General features: G+C 44.3%; 13 protein-coding genes and 1 pseudogene. 6 read left to right on the top strand and 8 right to left on the bottom strand.

Annotation, left to right across the window (positions count from 1 at the left end; all coding sequences use genetic code 11):
- Positions 1-96: 96 nt before the first annotated feature.
- The 3 genes from prpB to OCV30_RS06900 all read right to left on the bottom strand — a co-directional run bounded on the left by prpB (position 97) and on the right by OCV30_RS06900 (position 5,378).
- Positions 97-993, bottom strand: coding sequence for a methylisocitrate lyase (prpB, locus tag OCV30_RS06910; RefSeq protein WP_065679853.1), 897 nt, complete (start codon positions 991-993; stop codon positions 97-99).
- A 100-nt stretch (positions 994-1,093) separates the two neighbouring features.
- Positions 1,094-1,813 carry a GntR family transcriptional regulator gene (locus tag OCV30_RS06905; protein WP_065679854.1) on the bottom strand — a complete coding sequence of 240 codons (720 nt, stop codon included), beginning with the start codon at positions 1,811-1,813 and terminating at the stop codon, positions 1,094-1,096.
- Positions 1,814-2,204: 391 nt separating this feature from the next.
- On the bottom strand, positions 2,205-5,378 hold the full coding sequence (locus tag OCV30_RS06900) for an HD domain-containing phosphohydrolase (RefSeq protein WP_065679855.1): 3,174 nt from the start codon (positions 5,376-5,378) through the stop codon (positions 2,205-2,207).
- Positions 5,379-5,832: 454 nt separating this feature from the next.
- Here OCV30_RS06900 and OCV30_RS06895 point away from each other — a divergent pair, with 454 nt between their 5' ends.
- The 5 genes from OCV30_RS06895 (at position 5,833) to OCV30_RS06875 (ending at position 10,492) form a co-directional block, all read left to right on the top strand.
- A complete protein-coding gene (locus OCV30_RS06895) occupies positions 5,833-6,804 on the top strand; it encodes a tripartite tricarboxylate transporter substrate binding protein (RefSeq protein WP_065679856.1) in 972 nt (323 codons plus the stop codon).
- Between the two features lie 246 nt (positions 6,805-7,050).
- Positions 7,051-7,551: a tripartite tricarboxylate transporter TctB family protein gene (locus OCV30_RS06890; RefSeq protein ID WP_065679857.1), complete on the top strand. Its 501-nt coding sequence runs from the start codon at positions 7,051-7,053 to the stop codon at positions 7,549-7,551.
- Between the two features lie 10 nt (positions 7,552-7,561).
- Positions 7,562-9,082, top strand: a complete 1,521-nt coding sequence (locus OCV30_RS06885) for a tripartite tricarboxylate transporter permease (RefSeq protein ID WP_065679858.1) — start codon at positions 7,562-7,564, stop codon at positions 9,080-9,082.
- Between the two features lie 191 nt (positions 9,083-9,273).
- The gene (locus OCV30_RS06880) at positions 9,274-10,032 is read left to right on the top strand and encodes a sulfite exporter TauE/SafE family protein (RefSeq protein WP_065679859.1); all 759 of its coding nucleotides are present in this window, start codon (positions 9,274-9,276) and stop codon (positions 10,030-10,032) included.
- A 268-nt stretch (positions 10,033-10,300) separates the two neighbouring features.
- Positions 10,301-10,492 carry a hypothetical protein gene (locus tag OCV30_RS06875; protein WP_004733590.1) on the top strand — a complete coding sequence of 64 codons (192 nt, stop codon included), beginning with the start codon at positions 10,301-10,303 and terminating at the stop codon, positions 10,490-10,492.
- A gap of 135 nt (positions 10,493-10,627) precedes the next feature.
- Here the strand turns inward: OCV30_RS06875 and OCV30_RS06870 are convergent, their stop codons facing one another.
- Positions 10,628-11,041, bottom strand: coding sequence for a VF530 family protein (locus OCV30_RS06870; protein WP_012603790.1), 414 nt, complete (start codon positions 11,039-11,041; stop codon positions 10,628-10,630).
- Between the two features lie 428 nt (positions 11,042-11,469).
- On the opposite strand from OCV30_RS06870, the gene OCV30_RS06865 reads away from it, so the two are divergent.
- Positions 11,470-12,630: an HD-GYP domain-containing protein gene (locus OCV30_RS06865; protein ID WP_065679860.1), complete on the top strand. Its 1,161-nt coding sequence runs from the start codon at positions 11,470-11,472 to the stop codon at positions 12,628-12,630.
- A 126-nt stretch (positions 12,631-12,756) separates the two neighbouring features.
- On the opposite strand, the gene gnd is transcribed toward OCV30_RS06865, so the two are convergent.
- The 4 genes and pseudogenes from gnd to OCV30_RS06845 all read right to left on the bottom strand — a co-directional run bounded on the left by gnd (position 12,757) and on the right by OCV30_RS06845 (position 17,582).
- Complete coding sequence (gnd, locus tag OCV30_RS06860; protein ID WP_004733587.1) at positions 12,757-14,205, bottom strand: decarboxylating NADP(+)-dependent phosphogluconate dehydrogenase; 1,449 nt, start codon at positions 14,203-14,205, stop codon at positions 12,757-12,759.
- Positions 14,206-14,233: 28 nt separating this feature from the next.
- A complete protein-coding gene (gene pgl, locus OCV30_RS06855) occupies positions 14,234-14,950 on the bottom strand; it encodes a 6-phosphogluconolactonase (protein WP_065679861.1) in 717 nt (238 codons plus the stop codon).
- The gene (gene zwf, locus OCV30_RS06850) at positions 14,947-16,449 is read right to left on the bottom strand and encodes a glucose-6-phosphate dehydrogenase (protein ID WP_065679862.1); all 1,503 of its coding nucleotides are present in this window, start codon (positions 16,447-16,449) and stop codon (positions 14,947-14,949) included. Before zwf ends, pgl begins: the two co-directional genes overlap by 4 nt.
- A gap of 437 nt (positions 16,450-16,886) precedes the next feature.
- Positions 16,887-17,582 (bottom strand): annotated as a pseudogene (locus tag OCV30_RS06845) (response regulator).
- Between the last annotated feature and the right edge of the window lie 52 nt (positions 17,583-17,634).

Genomic DNA, 17,634 nt, shown 5'->3' with positions numbered 1-17,634 from the left:
TTATGTGTCCGATGATCTTTATCATCGTTACTGGATATGGCGACTAACCATTTCACGTTATTGGATTAAGTTGATTTTTGATTAATTGAAACTGGTTTACCCTTCACTTGAAAACAACTGATCAAGCTTGTTCTCGTAGTCGTGGTAATTAAGGTGCTCGTAAAGCTCTTTACGGGTTTGCATTGAATCCAACAGAGCTTCTTGATTGCCTTCAACTAACAAGTGCTTGTAAACATTCTCCGCCGCTTTGTTCATCGCACGGAACGCACTCAATGGATAAAGCACCATGTCGACACTTGATTGGGCTAACTCGTTACAGTTGTAGAGTGGTGTTTGGCCGAACTCAGTGATGTTCGCGAGAATAGGCACATGCTTACCCGTTGCTGATTTCAAAGCTGCCGAGAACTTCACGTATTGGTCGAGTTGATTCATCGCTTCAGGGAAAATCATGTCCGCACCCGCTTCAACACACGCAATCGCTCGTTCAATCGCACTGTCTATTCCTTCAACCGCCAATGCATCCGTACGCGCCATAATCACAAAGCTGTCATCGGTTCTGGCATCGGTTGCCGCCTTAACTCTATCGACCATCTCTTGCTGACTAACAATTGCTTTATTTGGTCGATGACCACAGCGTTTCTGAGCTACTTGGTCTTCCATGTGAATCGCAGCTGCGCCCGCCTTCTCCATCGCGCGAATCGTACGCGCAATATTGAACGCGCCGCCAAAACCTGTGTCGATATCCACCAGCAAAGGCAAATCACACGCATTGGTAATACGTTCAACATCGACCAATACATCGTTCAATGTCGTAATACCTAAATCAGGCAAGCCATAAGACGCATTGGCGATGCCTCCGCCAGACAAATAAATCGCCTGATGACCCAAGTTCTTTGCCATCATCGCGCAATACGGATTCACAGTACCGACAATCTGCAATGGATTGTTGTCTTGCACAGCTTGTCGGAACTTAGCTCCTGCTGATAACTTCATAATGACGCTCCCTGTTAATTGATTATTTCTAGCTAACCTTTAAGACTTACGGCTTTTGGTTATCGCCAGCTCTGACCCGCTGACAGATACCAGTCGCCAGTTATTCAAGATCTTTGGATTGAATTTGTTGCTCTATAAGCAGTCGACTGCCCGAAATGTGTCTTCGCATTAGCATTTCTGCTAGCTCTTCATCACGATTGCGAATTGCTTGTAGGATGTATTTGTGTTCATCGAGCGCCTCTTTAGGTCGAGACTGAGCCCTAGGCGATTGATAGCGGTACATGCGTAATAAGTGATAAAGCTCATCACACAACAACGAAATCAGTTTGCTGTTACGACTCGCTTTGATAATGCGGTAATGGAAATCGAAATCCCCATGTTGATGAAAGTAAGAAGAGCCTTCGACTTCATCGATATGTTTAGAATGTGTCGACAATAAGCCTTCAAGCCCGATCAACTCTTCTTGTGTGATGTGTCTCGCCGCTAATCGAGCAGCCATGCCTTCCAATGCCTCTCGCACGGCGTAAAGCTCTAGCAGTTTGTCTGCCGAAAAGGTAATAACTCGCGCGCCAACATGTGGAATGCGTTCTATTAGGCCAAGCCCTTCAACACGCATTATCGCTTCACGTAATGGACCTCGGCTTACCTCAAAGCGTTTAGCCAGCTCAGGTTCCGAGATCTTACTGCCCGGTGCTAATTCACCGTTAACAATCGCCTCAACGAGGTACTCAGTCAGATTTTCCGACTTGGTGTTTTCTTTGTCGCTCACACGTGTTTTCGTGTTTGCACTTAAGGTGAGATCTTTTATCGCAGTATTCATATTCACGCTGCTCACTTCTGATTGCCGACCCTAACTGTCAACAATTTCATAACATGAACATAAAATACACGATCGAATTGTCGACAATCAAGTAGATTGTCGACAATTTAGACTAAGGTAGTATTTTTTATAGACGATAAAAACTCACCCAAAAGGACACTAAAAACAACTTAACTAATTGTTATTTATCGCTTCAAACAGATTAACAACCACCAACCCGATACATACTCTAAAATTATTTGGAATCGATGTGTCGACAACTTATCGCCAAACTTGTCAATCGCAGCTCCCTCTGTGTCTATCCACCTGCTCACCGATAAACAGATATAAAAAAGGCGCACTCATGTGCGCCTTTCATTCATCGAACCCGTTCTAACAAGCCAACCTTTAATCAAGCTATCTGACGAGTAACTTCTAGGTATTTATTGATATCAACGAAATCAATTTGTTCCGGTTTCAGATATTCTTCGGCATAACGCAGGTGAGTACCGCTAGTTAAGAACAATCTAAACAGCTCGATATCGAGATGCTCGTCTAATGCCATTTTGTACATGATGTCGACAGCAACACTAATCGGCTTCGCTTTCTTATAAGGCCTATCCGCAGCGGTTAACGCCTCAAAAATATCGGAGATCACCAGAATACGTTCTGGGATTGATAGGTCATCACCAGTCAATTTCCTTGGATATCCCGTACCTTTAAGTGTTTCATGGTGCGTCGAAGCATAGCGAGGAACACGGCTTAGCTCTTTCGGGAATGGCAGATTCTCAAGCATCTTAATCGTGCCAAGCATGTGCTCGTTTATCTTGAACCTATCTTCAGCGGTCAACGTGCCGCGTGCAATACTCAGATTGTAGACTTCGCCTAGGTTGTATAAGTGCTCAGGTACATCCATTTTAATTTGATGTTTCGGGTCAAACTCTAACGGCCTATCTCTTTTCACTATATGTTCAGGCTTATCACTTAACAGCAGCTCTGTCGCTGGCAAGCTTGAACTCGATTCTCGATTCAAGGCTTCTATCGGTGATAGACCAAGTTGGTCATCAAAATTACGCATCCAAGTCGTCTCAGCTATCGAACGAATACGAGCAACTTTGTCGTCACTCATGAACTCACCACCAACGTTCGACGTAGCGATAAAGGCAAAGTCATCTTGTAGCTGCTGCTTCGTTGCCGTAAGTTCATCGGCTATCAGTTGCCTTGATAGCGTACCATCAAGTTGTTTTCTCAAAGCGGTGATTTCCGCATCACGCCAAAGTACTTCAAATCGAGTTCTCACCTCGTGGATTCGGTTGTAGTTCGCTTCTAACTTCGTACCTTTATCGACGATGTGTTCCGGTGTCGTGATCTTGCCACAATCATGAAGCCAAGCCGCAATTCTAAACTCACGGCGTTCGTCATCATTTTTAAACTCAAAGTCTTTGAAGTGCTCAGACTGTGATTTTTCAGCCACATCAGCCAGCATCAAACCCAGTTCTGGTACACGGTTACAATGCCCAGCCGTATAAGCGGACTTATCATCGATAGCTTGAGCGATAAGTTTAATGAACGACTCAACAAAGGCTTCTTGGGTCTGTTCATGCCGCTTAATCTCTGCAGCCATACCTTTCACCGCAATAGACAGTTCCCATACCTCTTTAATTCGAGTCTCAACAAGCTCGACACTGTCATAATCACGCATCTTGATCTTATGAGTCTCCTCCTCTAATTGACGAATAGGACGCACTATCGGTGCACCAAAAACCCAAGCAATAGGCAAGGTCAAACTCATCAGTAACATCGTTACGCCAACAGAGGTTGCTAGACGTTTATTGACTGTACTAAAGATTTCAGTTTCGGGAATCAATACCGCAAAATACTCGGAGTAGTGTTCGCCCGTGTCTATTTTCTTTAAATAGAGATGCTTGACCTCGCCATTCAACTCTACCCTTATCATACTGCCTTCAACCGTTGCTTCCTTAGCCAAATCATAAAGTTCAGTATAAGGAACCGTCGTATTCGTATTAAAGCCGGTATCATGGAGCCACTTTTTCGCTAAGGCATCAAGTTGTTCACCACTTAACTTGCTGATAGCTTGATCAATGATTGGAAGCAATTGTTTATGCTTGCTCTGCAGCACCAAATGGAATTGATTTGAGTAGTTCTGTTTTAGATCTTCTAGAGACCCATTGACAACAAGGCCTGGCTGGAAAAACCTATCTAATGCAAACGAGAGCACGGGTTCTGCTTCTAAGAAAGCAAAGTTCTCTTCGCTTTCAATTGAATTAAATGCAGACTCTAGGTTTTCAAATTCAACTAAATCAATGTTCGGAAAGTCCTCTCTCAACTTAGGAATAATTGACCACCCAGATAAAATGGCAACTTTTTTACCCTCAAGCTCGGCATAATTAGTGACAACCTTCGCACCGACCCTTGTCACGACAGAAAATGGCAATTCATAAATTGGAGTCGTGTATAGGCCATCTATGCCATTATTTTTATAATTTTGAACCGATTGCAGGCCATCGATGCTTCCTTCTTGAAACTTACTGACAAGCTCTCCCCAAGAAAAGCCATTCACAAATTCAAACCTGATCCCAGTCATCTCACCGATCATTTTGAGAAGGTCTATCGCATAACCGTTTGGTTTTCCCGCCACAGAAAAGTCCATCGGCCCCCAATCATTTTGATTAGACACTAACAGCGGAGGGGTATCGTTAACCAAGGTTTGTTGCTCAGACGATAGCATCAATGTTGATACATCAAACTCCGATTCCTGATTGTTAACCTTGAGGTTAGACGCAATAATATTACCCGATTTCGAATATAAGAAAGACTCAACCTTACTATCTTCTGCTAAGCCAAGCGCCGTACCTGAGAGTTTGCTAGCCAAAGAAGACAACACAATATCAATACCAATCACATGTTGAACTTCAGAGTCGATTTTCGCATCAAACGCTAAAGAATAAGTTTGCCCGGTAATTTGTAAATGCTGAAAAAGATATGGCTGAGTTTTTTCGACCGACTGAACATTGGCAGAAACATACCAAGGCCTGGTTGTTGGAAAGTAGTTGCTCTGCTCTGTAGTTGAATCTCTTAGCGTAAACTCTTGGTCAAAATATTTCGTCGTACGGACGCGCTCCTCCCCTCTATTATGAATCTCAACCACAACCCAACGGTCCGTTTGTTGTGCACCGATTTTCTCTCTAACGACAGGGGCAGATTCTAGATTAATAATTTGGAAGAAGTTTTCATTGGATGAGCCAATGTAAATACTATAAAAGAGAGGGTTATCTTTAATGGCTTCAGAAAGAATACTACGCGACTCTTCTTTCGATATTTTGTTACTGATAGACCGTTTCACTGAAGCAAGTAAACGCGCGGTGTTGGCTGCGTCAGAATCAACCGCGCCGATATAGTTACTCAACTCTTGGGACACCATCGTCAACTTGGATAAGGTATTCTCAGTCGCCATTTTTTTACTGAAGTAATATTGCAGTGAAACCGCAACAACAGCGGTAAGAAATGTCGCGAGTAAAAACATTCCTCCAACAGTAAATCGTAAAGAAACTTTTTTGTCTGTCATTATTCGATCCTTGAATAACCATTAGCCCAGAAATGTAACATGCCAGCAATATTTATATTATTACAGTAGCATACCCCACCTAGCAACACATTATTCTATATATACAAGAGCGTCTCCCTATCCCTCTCTCTGTGTCACAATAAAGTACCTACTTTAATGATACCCAACAGTATAAAACGGCTAATAGTCAAAACAAATTGTTCACACAACCTTAAGAAAAAATGAGAATAATTATTTCTTGAAGAATCCTAGAGCCACGTCCCCGTGAACTTTATGCACTTTATTCACCCAATGTTCTTTATTCTCAATATCGCCGCATTACAGACAATTCTTTAACACATCGTTAACTTTAAAGTCATCTGCTAACCAACACCCTATTCGTGTAATTAGTAGCTGGATATAAAACATAAGTTTCTCTCCATTGAAGAGATCCCCTACATAAGGAACGTGAACCATGTTCAAGGCACTGAAACCTACTCTTGCGGCTTCTATCATCGCAGCAACCTTTTCTTTTAACACTTTTGCTGCTGACGTAGAAAAAATCCACTTCCTAATCCCTGGCGGCGCTGGTGGCGGTTGGGATATGACGGCTCGTGGTACGGGTGATGTATTAGTTAAATCCGACATCGTAGAAAATGTCTCTTTCCAAAACTTGTCTGGTGGTGGTGGCGGTAAAGCCATTGCACACCTAATCGAGACGGCTCAACGTCAAGAAGACACGCTAATGGTGAACTCAACGCCTATCGTTGTTCGTTCACTAACGGGGATCTTCCCACAATCTTTCCGCGACCTAACTCCTGTAGCAGCAACTATTGCCGACTATGGCGCAATCGTTGCGTCTGCGGATTCGAAGTACAACACTTGGGAAGATGTAGTAAAAGAATTCGAAGGCAACCCACGTAAAGTGAAAATTGCAGGCGGCTCGGCTCGAGGCAGCATGGATCACCTTGTTGTGGCGGCAGCGTTCAAAGGCGAAGGTTTTGATGCGAAGAAAGTACGTTACATTGCCTACGATGCTGGCGGTAAAGCGATGGCGGCACTGCTTTCTGGCGAAACACAACTGCTTTCGACAGGCCTTGGTGAAGTGCTAGAAATGTCTAAATCAGGCCAAGTAAAAGTATTGGCAGTAACGGCACCAAAACGTCTTGATGCGGCACCAAACATCCCAACACTAACTGAGTACGGCAACGAAACAGTATTTGCTAACTGGCGTGGCTTCTTCGCGGCACCTGGCACTAGCCAAGCGAAAATCGACGAGTGGAATGTAGCTCTAGGCAAGATGTACAAGACCGATGAATGGCAAGTGGTTCGTGACCGTAACGGTTGGATTGACAACTACAAAGCTGACAAAGATTTTTACGCCTTCCTAGAAGACCAAGAAAAACAGATGGGCGACCTAATGCGTGATCTTGGTTTCTTGAAATAACTAACAACCATAGAGGGTCTATGTGCCCTCTTACTCTTTCCTTGTTTCGCCGTACATGAGTTAACTTCAAACTCCTTTGTTTATTCGTAGACGTATTACTAACGCTTGCCGATTCGTTGTAAACGCAAGTGGCTGATAAACCAGTACCGTAATTCGCTTACCTTTGGTTAGTGATCCCAGACATTCTTCATTAACTCGCTCATGTACGGCTTTTTACTATTTATACCACCCCAAATGGAGTTGGATATGTCGGACTTACCAACCAAATTTCTGAGTAAGGAATCTTTGCTTTCAAAGGATCGCATCGGAGCCATGATCTTTATGCTGGCGTGCTTGTGCTATGGCTACCAAACCACGCTAATTCCTTTGTTCCCCGGTGACGAGTACGAACCCTTCACTGCAAGAACTTTACCTACCCTATTAACGTTTATCGGCATCGGCCTGTCGTTGATCCTACTAGTTACAGGACAACCGGACCAGAAGGTTTCATGCGACACCACGCCGTTGAACTGGAAGCTGCTCATTGGCTTTTTAGTGTTGATGGCTTTGTACGGTGTAGGACTGACTTATCTTGGCTTTGTTTTAGCAACTAGCTTCTTCTTGCTTGCTGGCTTTTACCTATTGGGTGAGCGCCGTAAATCTATTTTATTTAGCGCGTCATTTCCTTTCGTTATCGCGTTCTTTTTATTATTAACTCAAGGCTTAGATATCTACCTAGAGCCTGGCTTAATCTTCACTCTTTGGTAGGGATAACATTATGTTAGACGGAATTTTACAAGGACTTTCTACCGCTGTGATGCCAATGAACATCATGATGGTAATTGTGGGCTGCTTCGTGGGTACCTTCATTGGTATGCTCCCGGGGCTAGGTCCAATTTCAGCAATCGCGTTGATGATCCCGATTACATACGGCCTAGACCCTTCTTCTGGCTTAATCTTAATGGCAGGTGTGTACTACGGCGCTGTATTTGGTGGCTCAACGTCATCAATCTTAATCAATGCTCCAGGTTGTTCTTCAACGGTAGTAACCGCATTCGACGGCTACCCAATGGCACAAAAAGGCCAAGCAGGTAAAGCGTTGGCACTAGCAGCCTACTCTTCTTTCACTGGCGGTACTCTGTCAGCAATCATGCTTTTGATTGCAGCACCGGCTCTAGCAAGTGTCTCATTGAGCTTCCAGTCGTCAGACTACTTTGCATTGATGTTGTTAGGTCTATCGGCTGTAGCGGCTTTTGCAGGCCCGGGTCAGGTAATAAAGGCATGGATGATGACCATTCTTGGTTTGATGTTATCTACTGTTGGTATCGACAAAGGCGTTGGTGTTGAGCGTTTCACGTTTGGTCTAACAGACCTAATGGATGGCTTTAGTTTCCTACTTCTTGCTATGGCAACATTCGCTTTAGGTGAGACTTTAATGGGTATTTTGAAACCAGAGAAAGACACCAGCGGCGAAGAAAGCCAAAAGATGGCCGATATTGGCAGCATGAAAGTGACCAAAGAAGAGTTCAAAGAAGTCGCGCCCGTTTCGATTCGTTCTTCAATTCTTGGCTTCTTCACTGGCGTGCTTCCGGGTGCTGGCGCGACTATCGCAGCTTTCTTAAGCTACGGCATGGAACGCAGCCTAGCACCAAAAGACAAGCAGAAAGAGTTTGGTAAAGGCAGTATTCGTGGTCTTGTGGCTCCTGAATCAGCAAATAATGCAGCTTCGAGTGGTTCATTCGTTCCGCTACTGACACTCGGTATTCCGGGCTCTGGTACTACAGCAATTATGCTTGGTGCACTCATCGCTTATGGCATCCAACCCGGTCCTCGCTTGTTCGTTGAGCACCCAGATGTATTCTGGTCGGTGATTATCTCGATGTACTTTGGCAACATCGTGCTGGTTATCTTGAATCTGCCTTTAATCCCTTACATCTCTAAACTGCTAGCGGTACCAAGAACGGTACTACTGCCAATGATTATTTTCTTCTCAATCACAGGCGTGTACTTGGTGTCTTTCAACACGATGGATGTTTTTGTAATGCTCATTGTTGCGATGGTTGCGATTGCGCTGAGGTTAGCTAACTTCCCACTTGCCCCATTACTCCTAGGCTTTATCCTTGGTGGATTAATGGAAGAGAACCTACGACGTGCATTGATGATCAGTGATGGCGAGCTGAGCTTCCTATGGGAACGACCAATCACGATGACCTTCACTATTCTGGCTGTGCTGGTGCTATCTAGCCCAATCTTAGTAAAACTATTTAGAAGCTTTAAATCGAAGCCAGTAGAAGTGTAAAACTCTACCAATTCAACGAAACCTCAACGAAAGGAGCCATTGGCTCCTTTTTTCAATTAGGTGCTCAATTTGAACCAACGGTTAAAGATGGTAGCAAACTCACAAACCTACCTTTACAACACACATGACACTGATATTCGTAACGAAATCAAGTAAGGTAAACGGTCATTTAACGCATTGGATTCAAAACTATGGATTGGTTGATTCTATTCTTATCGGGAGTGATTGGCGGTGTGCTCAACTCAATTGCAGGAGGAGGCAGCTTCATCACCTTCCCCGCTCTATTGTTTGCAGGCGTTCCACCAATAGCAGCCAACGCGACCAATACCTTTGCTTCGTGTGCTGGATACATTAGCGGAGCCTACGCTCTACGCCACGAAATTCAATCTGGTACCAAACAACTCAAGCTCATTGTTGGACTATGTATAATTGGCGGCAGCATTGGTGCATTTTTACTACTACACACACCAGAAGCGCTATTTACTCAATCCGTACCTTGGTTATTGCTGTTCGCCGCTCTGCTTTTTACCTTTGGTGGCACTCTCAACAAATGGCTCAAAAAAGTAACAGCTAAACATAAGCACGCCACCAGCGCAGGCGCGTTCTTTTCAGCTGTATTGCTTTTGATCGTGTGTGTTTATGGTGGTTATTTTAATGCAGGCTTAGGCATTGTGACATTGAGCTACTTGGCACTGGCAGGGTATACCAATATCAACGTGATGAATGGCATCAAATTGTTGGTATCGGCATGCGCATCACTCGCGGCAATCGTGTTCTTTGTTGTGAATGGTTCGATTGATTGGCCGTCAGGCATGGCCGTTTTGTTTGGGACATTAGTCGGTGGTTACTATTCAGCAAAAGTTTCTCGTCGTATCCCACAACAATATGTTCGCACCACAGTGATCATCGCGAGCTTTTTGATTACCGCTTACTTCTTCTATGCTAACTAGGTTCTATACCAACTAGCTTTTATTCGAACTACTTCATGCAGCAATCACGGTTTTCGTTAGCAAAACACAACGCAAATCGTTAAGTATAAAGAATTGACAAAGCCCCTCGACTGGTTATTTTATGAACTATAAAATAGCCAAGCTAAAATATGTGAGGCGAGTCCTTCAATTAGCAAATTTGATAACAATTTAGACTATTTTTTAGCCTTTATTTTGCCAAAGGTGGGATAATTCTCCTGTCGAAAGTGAGACTTCATTAGGAGGCGTTATGAACATTAAACTCGGTCATGTCATGTCATCAAGTCGACTCATTTGCTTTGTCGCTTTTCTCGCTGCCACATTCGCGTGGATTCTAAAAATGCCCGCTCTGTTTTCTGTGTCAGCGCTATTCTTACTGATCAGCGCTATTGTCTATGTCGTTGATCTTTGGAAGAATCAAAGAAAGAACCGCGAAGCTTAAGACGAACGACTAAAGCAACACGCATTAAAAAAGGAGCACTTAGGCTCCTTTTGTATTTTTCAGTCAAGGCTTTGTCTATCTAACGATGCTCAACTTACGCCTTTACATAAAGACGTTAAAACTAACGACGCCCTATTAACGACGGAAATTACGACCGTTGCCGCCACGACGCTCTTTAAATGCTGACGCTGCTTTAGCTTGTGATGCTAGAATCGATTCAACCGTTAATTCCATTGGCTCACGAGGTTCTAACCCGTGACGGAATGTACGTGAACGCGGAGGCATCTGGTATTCGATATCAGAAGCTTTAGGCATGCGCTTGAAACGGTAAAGGTAGAAATTCTCTACTTTCTCACGAGCCCACTCTGTTTTCTTCAAGTATTTAACGGCACTTGCTACTGTCGGCTTAGTGTTAAAGCAGTTCATGCGCATTGCTGCATCCAAAATTTCCCAACCGTAATGATCCACTAATTCGTTGATCATAGTTTCAAGCTTTAAGCCATGCAGTGGGTTGTTTTGTTGCAGTTCGATTCTTTCTTCTTCAGTCATAACATTACCTTTTCCAAGGCAACTAAAGGCCTTGAATTTACTCTAGAACACCGTCATCACTGACCATTTCTAGCTCAATCACTTGGGCATTACATCCATTGCCCTTATTTATGCCTTTATGATGGCATAAAGCATACTCGTTATCCTATTTATCTTTGAAATTAATTTCGAATTGGTCACTTAACACCCTACCTTAGCTCGCTATACAGACTAAGACATTTTGCGAACAAAACTATCTCTTAAAGATTATGAAACTGGTTTAACTTAACAAAACTTATGGTAACCGTATGCAAAAGCCATATATTTAGTGATGACATTAAAGCTTTTCAGTACGCAGTGTTACATTTTAATAACACAGTGCTATGGTTTTATTGAATATCGAAACGGTAAAAGACCGGATTAAACAATGACATAATTATAAGTAAAGGTTGGCTTGCCACATGTTTGACTACTCCCATTTCAGTAGAGCAGCAGCCCAAGACAAGGACATCGTCGCCATAGTCGATGACCTCTTCCAGCTAGCTCGCGAACACTACCCCATATTATCTCGGCTATCCGTGGTGCTGTGCAGTGAAAATAAAGCATCCAACTATTTTGTTTCAGATTCACTGTGCCAAAACGCCAAGCATCACTACATCGAACAAGAGATCAAACCCAACTCTGCTTTGAGTCGTCTGGCTGAATCATTGGAAACAAGAATTGTTGATGACCTCTCTTTGATGAATCCGACGAAGCAAATCTCTCATCTACTCGAGCTTGGTCACCAAAGTAGCTATACCACTCCAATCCACTACCAAGAGAGTAACCTCGGATTCGTTTTCATCAACGCATCATGCACTGACTTTTTTGCTAAGCAGACAATACAAAGCGACATCGCCTACCTCACCCAAGCGATTTCGAACCTGTTTGTGCAACTCTTCGAACGCCAGAGACATTTTCAGTCCTCATTAGCCATCGCCCTAAACATGGGGCACGCACGTGATCCTGAAACCAAAGAGCATCTGATTCGCATGGGAAAATACAGCGAACAGCTCGCACGTACGCTTTCGCATAGTAACAATGAGATTACCCACCAATTCGTTCACCGCATTCGCTTGTATGCCCCGTTTCACGACATAGGCAAGTACCGAATCCCAGACAAAGTGCTCTTCAGTGCTGAGCGTTTTTCGGAAGAAGAAAGAAACATCATGAACAATCACACCTTGTATGGCGAAGATATGATTGATGACGTGGTTGCCCTTTCCCACCACAGCTCGATGTGCAGTGAAGAGATTCAATTCATCAAGAATATTGTGCGCCACCATCATGAACGGTTCGATGGCTCTGGATTGCCTGATGCTTTGAGTAACACAGCGATACCACTAGAGGCTCGAATAGTGACATTAGCCGATGTATTCGATGCGCTGATGAGCAAAAGAGCTTATAAGCACGCGTGGTCACTCGATGAAGTGATGGAATACATAGAAGCGCAGAACGGTTCAATGTTCGACCCAGAGTGTGTTGAGGCGCTTAAACAGAGCCTAGACGGCTTTATGGCAATTCGGGAGCAATACAACGACGATGTAAAACCCCAGGCCATGATGGCTTAGCCTAAGTGAATTTCTAGTGACTTATGGTAGATAACAGCCAACAAAAAAGGATGCCAATTGGCATCCTTTTGTTTTCTAGTTTCAGCTGAAAGAACAAACGTGTTCTTTACTGATTCTAACTAATGATTATACGTCGTAAGTTGTAGAAGCAGTGTCGCCGCCTGTACCAGTCCAGTTTGTGTGGAAGAACTCACCACGTGGACGGTCAGTACGCTCATAAGTGTGAGCACCGAAGTAGTCACGTTGAGCTTGTAGAAGGTTCGCTGGAAGACGAGCTGTAGTGTAGCCGTCTAGGAACGTTAGTGCAGAAGTCATACATGGCATTGGGATGCCTGATTCCATAGACTTAGCTGCAACTTTACGCCAAGCGCCCATGCAGTTGTCTAGGATGCCTTTGAAGTATGCATCTGAACCTAGGAAAGCGATCTCTGGGTTCGCTTCGTAAGCATCACGAATGTTGCCTAGGAATGCAGAACGGATGATACAACCGCCACGCCACATAAGAGCAACGTTACCGTAGTTTAGATCCCAGCCGTTTTCGTTCGACGCTTCACGCATTAGCATGAAACCTTGAGCGTAAGAGATGATCTTAGAAGCAAGTAGAGCCTGACGGATTGCATCAACCCACTCTTGCTTGTCGCCTTCAACTGGAGCAACAGTCTTGCCGAACAGTTTCTCAGCTTCAACACGTTGATCTTTAAGTGCAGACAGGCAACGAGAGAATACAGACTCAGTGATTAGAGTCAGTGGGATACCCATGTCTAGTGCATTAATACCTGTCCATTTGCCCGTACCTTTTTGGCCAGCAGTGTCTAGGATCTTCTCAACTAGCGCTTCACCGTCTTCATCTTTGTAACCAAGGATATCAGCAGTGATTTCAACTAGGTAGCTGTCTAGCTCAGTTTTGTTCCAGTCAGCAAATACAGCCTGCATTTCGTCGTGGTTCATACCTAGGCCATCTTTCATGAACTGGTATGCTTCAGTGATAAGCTGCATGTCACCGTATTCGATGCCATTGTGAACCATCTTAACGAAGTGACCAGCACCGTCGTTACCAACCCAATCACAACAAGGCTCACCCGCGTCAGTTTTCGCAGAGATACCTTGGAAGATAGGCTTAACCGCTTCCCAAGCTTCAGGAGAACCGCCTGGCATGATAGAAGGACCGAAACGAGCGCCTTCTTCACCACCAGAAACACCCGTACCGATGAAGTGGATGCCTTTCTCGCGAAGAGCGGCAACACGACGGTTAGTGTCTGGGAAGTTAGTGTTACCACCATCAATGATGATGTCGCCTTTGTCTAGAAGTGGTACAAGCTTGTCGATGAACGTATCTACAACATCACCAGCACGAACCATAAGCATCACTTTACGTGGCGCTTCTAGCTTCTCAACTAGCTCTTCTAGAGAGTAAGCACCAACAATGTTAGTACCTTTAGCTGGGCCTTCTAGGAACTCGTCTACTTTCGCAGCAGTACGGTTGTGAGCCACAACTTTGAAGCCGTGGTCGTTCATGTTTAGGATAAGGTTCTGACCCATTACTGCTAGGCCAATTACACCGATATCACCTTTCATTATTTTATCTCCTTGCGGCTATTCGCACTTATGCGATAGCACTTGCTGCATTTGAATCTAGGAACCACTCTGTCTCACCAGTTTTAGACTGGATTTTCGCTGCCGGGTAAGGCAGTTCTGAAGCAGGAGTTGTATGAATTTCTTTAACGATCTCAACTTTACCTGCACCCAGTACTAGGTAGCTGATTCGTTTTGCTGCTTCTAAAACTTTCGCTGTTTTAGAAACACGGATCTGGCCCGACTCTGGGTGAGAAGCTAATACAGATAGGTTCTCGTCTTGGTAGTGAGTTGCACCCGGGAATAGTGAGGCTGTGTGGCCGTCTGCGCCAACACCTAGCAGGATCCAATCGAAAACAGGCGTGCCGTTTTCTGTTGGAATCACGTCTGCCATTTCTTTCGCGAAACGCTCTGCTTCTGCTTTTGGCTCATCTTCACCATGGATGCGGTGGATGTTTTCAGCAGGAAGGTTCACGTTCGAGAAAAGTAGCGCGTTTGCTTCGCCGTAGTTGCTTTCCGCATCGTCTGGTGCCACGCAACGTTCGTCGCCCCACCAGAAATGGAGGTTATTCCATTGAATGCCTTCTGCGTATGGCGCTTGAGCTAAAAGCTTGAAAAGCATTTTTGGCGTGCTGCCACCCGACAATGAAATGTGAACAGGTTTGCCCTGCTCGCTGTATGCTTTCATTTCATTTGCTAGGTTTTCAACGACCAATTCAGGCGTTGCAAAGATCTTGTGATTGATCATAGTTCGCAGTAATCCGTATCTGTTAAGTTTTTGCATGGGAAACGCCATGCGCGGCCATCACGCTGCAGAAGCTCATCGGCTTCTTGTGGGCCCCAAGTACCACAAGCATAGCCAAACAGTGCTTGAGGGTCTTGCTTGAAATCTAAGATCGGTTGAACGTACTTCCAACATGCTTCTACTGCATCGGTACGTGCAAACAGAGTCGCATCACCGTTCAGTGCGTCAAGAAGAAGACGCTCATAAGCCGTTAGCATCTGAGTCTCAGGCAGATCAGAGTAAGAGAAGTTCATTTTCACTTCTTTTGCTTTGAAACCTGCACCTGGCTCTTTCAAACCAAAGCTCATCTGAATACCTTCATCCGGTTGGATACGGATAATCAGCTTGTTCTCTGGTGCATCTTGACCAAACACTGGGTGTGGCGTGCTCTTAAAGTGAATCACGATTTCAGTCACACGTGTTGGTAAGCGTTTACCCGTACGTACGTAGAAAGGAACACCATTCCAGCGCCAGTTATTGATGTGTGCTTTAAGACCAATGTACGTTTCAGTACGAGAGTCGTCTGCGACACCATGCTCTTCACGGTAACCTAGTAAGTGCTGACCACGAACATCTGATGCTGTGTACTGACCTAATACTAAGTCTTTACGCAAATCATCTTCTTCTAATGGTTTCAGACACTGAAGTACTTTGACCACTTCATCACGAATAGAATCTGCATTGATTTGAGCAGGTGGCTCCATACCAACCATTGCTAGCACTTGTAGCAGGTGGTTTTGGAACATGTCACGAACTGCGCCAGAACCGTCGTAATATCCGCCACGCTCTTCAACGCCAAGGAACTCAGCACCTGTGATTTCAACGTATTCAATGAAGTTACGGTTCCACAGAGGTTCAAACATCGCGTTTGAGAAACGAAGCACTAGAAGGTTTTGTACCGTTTCTTTACCAAGGTAATGGTCGATACGGTAGATCTGGTGTTCTTGGAAGTGATGATGGATCTCTTCATCCAGCGCTTGAGCTGATGCTAGATCGTAACCAAATGGCTTCTCAATAATCAGACGACGCCAGCCGTTCTTCTCATCGTTTAGGCCATGTGCAGCAAGGTTTGCTGGAATCACACCGTAAAGGCTTGGCGGGGTTGCCAAGTAGAACAATGTGTTATGGTTTTCGAATTGGTAGTCTTGCTCAAGCTTATCCAGACGTTGTGCTAGACGAGCGTAATCGTCTACATCTGAAGTGTTGATCGCTTGATAATGCAGATGTTCAATAAATGCATTCAGCGTCTCTGGCTCAGTTTTTTCCATTTCCTGAAGAGACTTCTTCAGCTTCTCACGGTAAGACTCGTCGCTGTACTCAGTACGGCTCACTCCAAGAATCGCAAAGGATTCTGGAAGTTGATTGCTAGCATACAGGTGGTACAAAGCAGGAATTAACTTGCGGTAAGTTAGATCTCCCGACGCACCAAAAATAACGATGCTGCTGTTTTCAGGTATTACCATCATCTTTCCTATAAAAACAAGGTTTTTAGTATTCGCTAAAGGTATCAGCGACATACGAAAATAGATAATAGGTCTTAGCTATTACATCAATAGCGAGTGCCTATTACACTTGAGAATGCGTTTGGTAAACGAGGGTGAAAGCTATCACCTCTATTCGGGACAGTATTGTCTATGAGTATTTGATTTACATCAACCACTGTGAAAGCAATCGATTAAATATTGACTGATTTCGAACAAATTATAATCGATAAGTCAGCTGTTCTATCTGGAAGAAGAAGCAAATCGGCATTCTCAAACATTGTAGTCAAGAAAGAACGGTATCTGGTCGGTGGAGTGAGCAATAAGAAAGGGAGAAAAAACCAAAACCAGCTTACTCAACTGGCTTTATATTTATTTGATAGCATCGCGTTTATCTTTGTGACTTGTTGTCGCTAAATCTATCTTCTAGCTTTGTTGTAGCAGCGTTCTGGGCGACCTACTGACCCGTAATTTAAGTCAGCCACTAACTCGCCAGTCGTGATAAGGAATTCCAAATAGCGTCGAGCGGTGGTTCGACTAGCTCCAATACGTTCACCTGCCTCATCAGCTGTAATATCAGCAATGTCGGCTTGTTGGAAAATAGCTCTAATTTTATCAAGCGTTACACCATCGATCCCTTTAGGTAACGTAGAAACCTTTCGAGAGTCTGCCTTGGCATTGGCTTACAGCATCTTGTCGACCAAGCCTTGGTTCAAATCAGACACACTTTCAAATTCTTGTTGTTGCGATTGGTACTTTTTCAGTGCCGCTTCCAAACGAGGAAACATCACAGGTTTCAGTAAGTAGTCGACGACTCCACCACGCATCGCCTGTTGCAGTGTGTCGACATCTCGAGCGGCGGTAATCAAAATCACATCACAGCCCTGATTACTGCCACGAACGTGGTTCAAAATATCAAGTCCGCATCCGTCCGGTAGATACACATCCAATAAAACCAAATTAGGCTTTAAGATGTCCAATTGCATTAATGCTTCAGACTGTGTGGTCGCAATCCCGACCACATCAAAGCCTCCCATCTGTTCTAAATAACGATGGTGAAGCTCTGCAATCGCAATATCATCTTCAATGACCATGACTCTCGTGATTGCGTTCATTTATGTTCTTCCTTTAACCATGCTTTTTCCGTCACTACGATCTTTACTCGAT

This window comes from Vibrio atlanticus, from assembly GCF_024347315.1.
Taxonomy (GTDB): Bacteria; Pseudomonadota; Gammaproteobacteria; order Enterobacterales; family Vibrionaceae; genus Vibrio; species Vibrio atlanticus.
The sequence above is the reverse complement of the archived record's forward strand: the minus strand, read 5'-3'. Positions and strand labels throughout refer to the sequence as shown.